This window comes from Mesorhizobium sp. M7A.F.Ca.MR.362.00.0.0, from assembly GCF_004023175.1.
In the GTDB taxonomy this organism is placed as follows: Bacteria; Pseudomonadota; Alphaproteobacteria; order Rhizobiales; family Rhizobiaceae; genus Mesorhizobium.
This window is the reverse complement of record NZ_RZTF01000349.1, coordinates 1-4,900: the sequence shown is the minus strand read 5'-3', so window position 1 is coordinate 4,900 and position 4,900 is coordinate 1. Positions and strand designations below refer to the sequence as shown.

4 protein-coding genes are annotated in these 4,900 nt (G+C 61.7%); 1 reads left to right on the top strand and 3 read right to left on the bottom strand.

All coding sequences use genetic code 11. The features are described 5' to 3' along the window. Positions 1 to 1,246: ABC transporter substrate-binding protein (locus EOC06_RS43825; protein ID WP_245470182.1), on the bottom strand; the 1,246-nt coding region annotated here is incomplete at its 3' end. 160 nt (positions 1,247 to 1,406) lie between these two features. Beyond that, positions 1,407 to 2,873, bottom strand: a complete 1,467-nt coding sequence (locus tag EOC06_RS29430; RefSeq protein ID WP_128309436.1) for an alpha-glucosidase/alpha-galactosidase — start codon at positions 2,871 to 2,873, stop codon at positions 1,407 to 1,409. 247 nt (positions 2,874 to 3,120) lie between these two features. On the opposite strand from EOC06_RS29430, the gene EOC06_RS29425 reads away from it, so the two are divergent. Beyond that, the gene (locus EOC06_RS29425; protein ID WP_127397671.1) at positions 3,121 to 3,996 is read left to right on the top strand and encodes an AraC family transcriptional regulator; all 876 of its coding nucleotides are present in this window, start codon (positions 3,121 to 3,123) and stop codon (positions 3,994 to 3,996) included. A 27-nt stretch (positions 3,997 to 4,023) separates the two neighbouring features. Here the strand turns inward: EOC06_RS29425 and EOC06_RS29420 are convergent. Beyond that, positions 4,024 to 4,900, bottom strand: an 877-nt coding sequence (locus EOC06_RS29420; protein ID WP_164898801.1) for an aldo/keto reductase, incomplete at its 5' end; no start/stop codon positions are given.

Here is a 4,900-nt window from a genome sequence, read left to right as displayed (position 1 = left end):
CGGCCTTGCGGAAATCCTCGTTGCGGTTCAGCTCGCGGATCGCCTGGCCGCGTTCGTCCGGATTGCCCCAGCCATTGGCGGAAAAATTAAAGCGCAGATTGTAGCCGATGAGCCGCGGGCCGAAAGCAAGACGGGCCGGTGCGTTCGCCTCTGCCGCACGCTTCAGCGAGGCGACGAAGTTTTCCGGCTGCTCCAGATTGGAGAAGTCGGCCGCGCCGGCGACCGCCTGGACGTCGCGATCGGCCCAGGTCGACAGCTTGTAGTGCAGTTCGTTGAGATAGGGCAGCTGGTTACCCTTCTCGTCGACCTTCCAGTAATAGGGATTGCGGCGCATGACGATGATGTCGTCCGGCCGGTATTCGACCGGGACCCAGCCACCCATCACCGGCATGTTCATGAATTCCGGCGGGAAGGCATTCTTGAACTGATCGTAGGTGTTCTTCGAGTATTTCGGATGCTGCGGCTTCAGGATGTGCGCGGGGCCAGGACAGAAAGTGCCGTAGGCCATGGCGTACAGGTACTGCTTCGGGAAGGCATCCTTGAAGGTCCATTCGACGGTGTAGTCGTCGATCTTCTTCAGCGTCGTGCCGACGCCGAAGGTTTCCGGCGTGGCGCCGTTCAGCGGCGAGACGTTGGGATCGACCACCTCGTCGTCCCAGTAGAACATGACGTCGTCTGCATTGAACGGCACGCCGTCCGACCACTTCGCTCCTTCGATGAGGTGCATGGTCAGCTTGTGGCCATCGCTCGACCAATCCCAGCTCCTGGCCAGGTTCGGTAGCGGCTCGGTGTCCTTGGCCTCGACCTGGAACAGCGGGGCGGTGCGCGTCAGGCATTCGGAGAGGCCGATGTCGATGCCGCCCCAGCCTTGCGTCTGACCGGCGCCGTAGTTCCAGCCTTCCGGCCGCCCGCCGATGACGTGGCGCATCGTATCGCCATAGACGCCGATGCCGTCCTGCATGTTGCCCGTCTTGTAGACCAGCGGCTCCTTCGGCAGCCTGTCTTTTACCGGCGGCAGCTTGCCGGTCTTGACGTATTTCTCGGTGACCCAGTCGGGCTCGTGATATTCGGGGAGCGCCTTGAACTCCAGGATCGAGTCTCGCGCGACATAGTTGATCTTGCCTTCGGCGGGAAACGGTGTCGGCGCCGGCGGAACCGTCGGTTCGGAAGCGTAAGCACCGAGTGCCGAGACCGAGACGCTCAGCGTCAGTCCGGCAGCAAGGCCGATATTGCGGAAATTCCTCACGGTCTCTCTCCCTCTTGTTTGTCCGGAGCGTTTGCACCCGCTCCGCCTCTCCTCGAATTCAAACGGTGTCGTGGCAGTGGATCCGCCTCCCCTGGATCCACCATCACCGCATGAATTTCCAGCCGGCCCGTCTCAGCCGGCCCGTCTCTGCCGGCTCGTCTCAGCCGGCTTGCTTCAGCGCGGCTTTTTCGGCGCGTAATTCCTCGATCGAGCGAACGCTGCGCCGTGCGGCGCCCGCCCACTCGCGGGTCTTCACCTGGGATGTCGACAGCCGCTCCCTGGCCGCCGGAACCGCATGGGCATATTGCGGCAGCCAGGCCGCCTGGGCGACGACCATTTCGTCGACCATCTGCCAGACTTCCTCCGGCGTCGAAACCGCGCCGACCAGCGGGTCATGCAGCACGGCGAGCTTCAGAAGATCGATGTCGCCTGATATCGCGGCATGCACCGACATGCGCTGGACGTTGATCGAAGCGATGCAGGTGGCGGCGCAGGCCTCCGGCAACGTGATGCCGGCGGCCATGTTGATGCCAAAACGGTCGACGAAGCCGGGCGACTCGATGATGGCATCCTGCGGCAGGTTGGTGATCACGCCATTGTTCTTGACGTTGAAGTGGCCGCGATAGACCCGGTTGGTCTCCAGCGCCTCCAATATGTGGCTGGCATGCTCGTTGGAGCGCTTCGCCCGGTCGATCGGCTTTGACGCCGCTTCGAGGAACTGCGGATATTCCGTCTCGAACCAGTTGCGGGTTTCGGTGGAGTAGCGCAGATACCCGCCTGTCTCGCCGTGAATCCAGTCGGACATATCGATCCAGCGCGTGATCTCGTCGGGACGTTTGCGGTACCAGGGCAGATATTCGGAAAGATGGCCGTTGCTCTCGGTCGAATAGACGCCGAAGCGCTTCAGAACGTCGATGCGCAGCTTCTCCTGCCTGGAATAGACCGGATGCACCTCGAAAGCGGCCACCAGTTCGTCCTTGCCAATGGGGCGGCCGTTCAGGCGCAGGTCGATGAACCAGGTCTGATGGTTGATGCCGGAACAGACATAATCGAGCTCCTGCGTGGACTTGGCGCCCAGCACCTCGGCGATCTGTTCGGCGCCGTGCTGGACGCCGTGGCAGAGCCCGACAGTGTCGACCTTGCCGTATTCGATCGCCGCCCAGGTGTTCATCGCCATCGGGTTGGCGTAGTTCAGGAATTTGACGTTCGTCTCGGCGACCTCGCGCATGTCCTTGCAGAAATCCAGGATCACCGGGATGTTTCGCTGGCCATAGAGAATGCCGCCGGCGCAGATCGTATCGCCGACGCATTGGTCGATGCCGTATTTTAGGGGAATGCGGATATCGTCGGCATAGGCTTCGAGACCGCCGACCCGCACGCAACTGATGACGTAGCGTGCGCCTTCGAGCGCCTTGCGGCGGTCGGTCGTCGCCGTCACCCTGGTCGGCAACCTATTTGCCTCGACGATCCTGTCGAGGATCGCCTTGATCATCTGAAGGTTGTGCTCGCTTACATCGGTGAGCGCAAATTCGATGTCCTTGAATTCGGGCACGCACAGGATGTCGGTGAACAATTTCTTGGTGAAGCCGACGCTGCCGGCACCGATGATAGCGATTTTGAAACTCACCAGCCGCACCTCATTCCATTTCGAATTGCAGGCAAGGAATGACAATGGGAAGCTGTTGCCACATGCCGTGGCATGTGTGCAGGACAAGCCGGAAACCGGCTCGCCAACCTCCCTGTCCGCTCCTCGACTGCGGATCTCTCTCGCTTTTCGACGGCGATTATGCGCTTATTCGCGAGCGCGACCAGAGAAGGATTATGCTTTCAAGGGTAATTTTGTGCTGCAGGATTTGATAAACAACGGACAGTCCATGCGCACGATCTCGCTGCCGCGCGGCCGCCAGCGCCTGCACGCCATGCCGACGAGCACGGGCTATGAAGTGCGCGAGGACGAGATCTACGACTGGGATGGGCGCAGGCGCGGCCAGACGCCGTTCACCGTGCTCCAACACACGATCAGCGGAACCGGCCGGCTGCGCTACGAGAACCGCAATTACCGCCTGCAGAAGAACGACACATTGCTGGTGCTGGTGCCGCACAACCACCGCTACTGGCTGGCCGGGGATGAGCGCTGGGAATATTTCTGGATTTCGATGAACGGCGAGGAGGCGCTGCGCATCCACAAGTCGATCCTCAGCGTCTCGGGTCCGGTATTTCGGCTGCAGCAGGCGACGATCGATCATCTTGCCGATTGCAGCCTGCGCCTGATCAAAGGGGCCGCTTCGCCGGGTGCTGCTTCGGCGGTCGCCTATGAGGCTGCGATGGCGCTCTATGACGATGTCTTCGGCTCCCATGCCTTTGCCGAAAAACAGAGCGCCATGCAGCCGGTCATCGATCACATCAATGCCAATCTCGACAGGCCGCTGCCGGTGGCGGACCTGGTCCAGATCAGCGGCCTCAGCCGGGCCCATTTCTCACGCTGTTTCGCCGAGAGCGAAGGCTTGCCGCCGGCCGAGTTCGTGCTGCAGCAGCGTCTGCAACGCGCGGCGAAGCTGCTGACCAAGGCGGATTTTCTGCCGGTGAAGGAGGTCGCCATCCTGTGCGGCTTCGAGGACGCGAACTATTTTTCAAAAGTCTTCCGCCGCTGCTACGGCATCACGCCGAGCCAATTCCGCACCACCGGCATGTATGCCAATTTGCGGACACCGGCCAGGCGTGGCGTCAGGGCGCCTGATGACGAGACCTGACGCCGCGACGGTTAAAAAGGCAGCCAGCTAGGCAGCGCGCCGACTGCCGCCATCCAGCCATTCGAGATCGGCTTGCGACAGCGTGATGTCGAGAGCGCGCAGGCTGTCGTCCAGCTCATCCAGCGTGCGTGGCCCGATCAGCGGGATGGATGGGAAGGGCTGAGCGAGCACATAGGCCAGCGCAATATGAATCGGGCTCTTGCCCAGTCTCGCGGCAAGTTCGACCGCCCGGTCGCGGCGGCCGAAATTCCGCTCGGAGTACCAGACCCGCACCAGTTCCTCATTGTCTTGCTTGTCCCGACCTGCGCGATCGGTGAAGAAGCCGCGCCCCTGACTCGACCAGGCGAAATTCGGCATCTGCCTGGATGTCAGCCAGGCCTTCCATGGATCCGTGGAGGACGTGACGCAGCCTGCCCAGATCGGCTCCAGCATTTCAGCCAGCGAGAAATTGTTGGACAGCGCGCCAGGCTTTTGCTTGCCGGTGCGTTCGGCATAGGCGATCGCCTCATCCATGCGTTCCATCGTCCAGTTCGAGCCGCCGAACGGGCCGCGGATGCGGCCGGCCTTGACCTCACGATCCATCGCATCGACGAATTCGCCGACCGGCACATCGGGATTGTCGCGGTGCATGAAATAGACATCGACATGATCGGTCTGCAGGCGTTCGAGCGTCTGGTCGAGCTGCTTGCCGATCACATCGGGATAGCAGAGCGGCGAATGCGCGCCCTTGGCGATGACCACCGATTGCGCGCGTACGCCACGGTTTTTCAACCACTCGCCAAGCAGCTTCTCGGTATAGCCGCCGCCATAGACATAGCCGGTGTCGAAGAGATTGCCGCCGGCCTCGAAAAAGGCATCGAGCAGGATCGAGCCTGAGGAAAAGGTACGGAAATCCTCGAAGCCG

What these genes read in the sequence shown, in the direction of transcription:
- EOC06_RS29425 (WP_127397671.1), top strand. Translation starts at nt 3,121, where the DNA reads ATGCGCACGATCTCGCTGCCGCGCGGCCGCCAGCGCCTGCACGCCATG.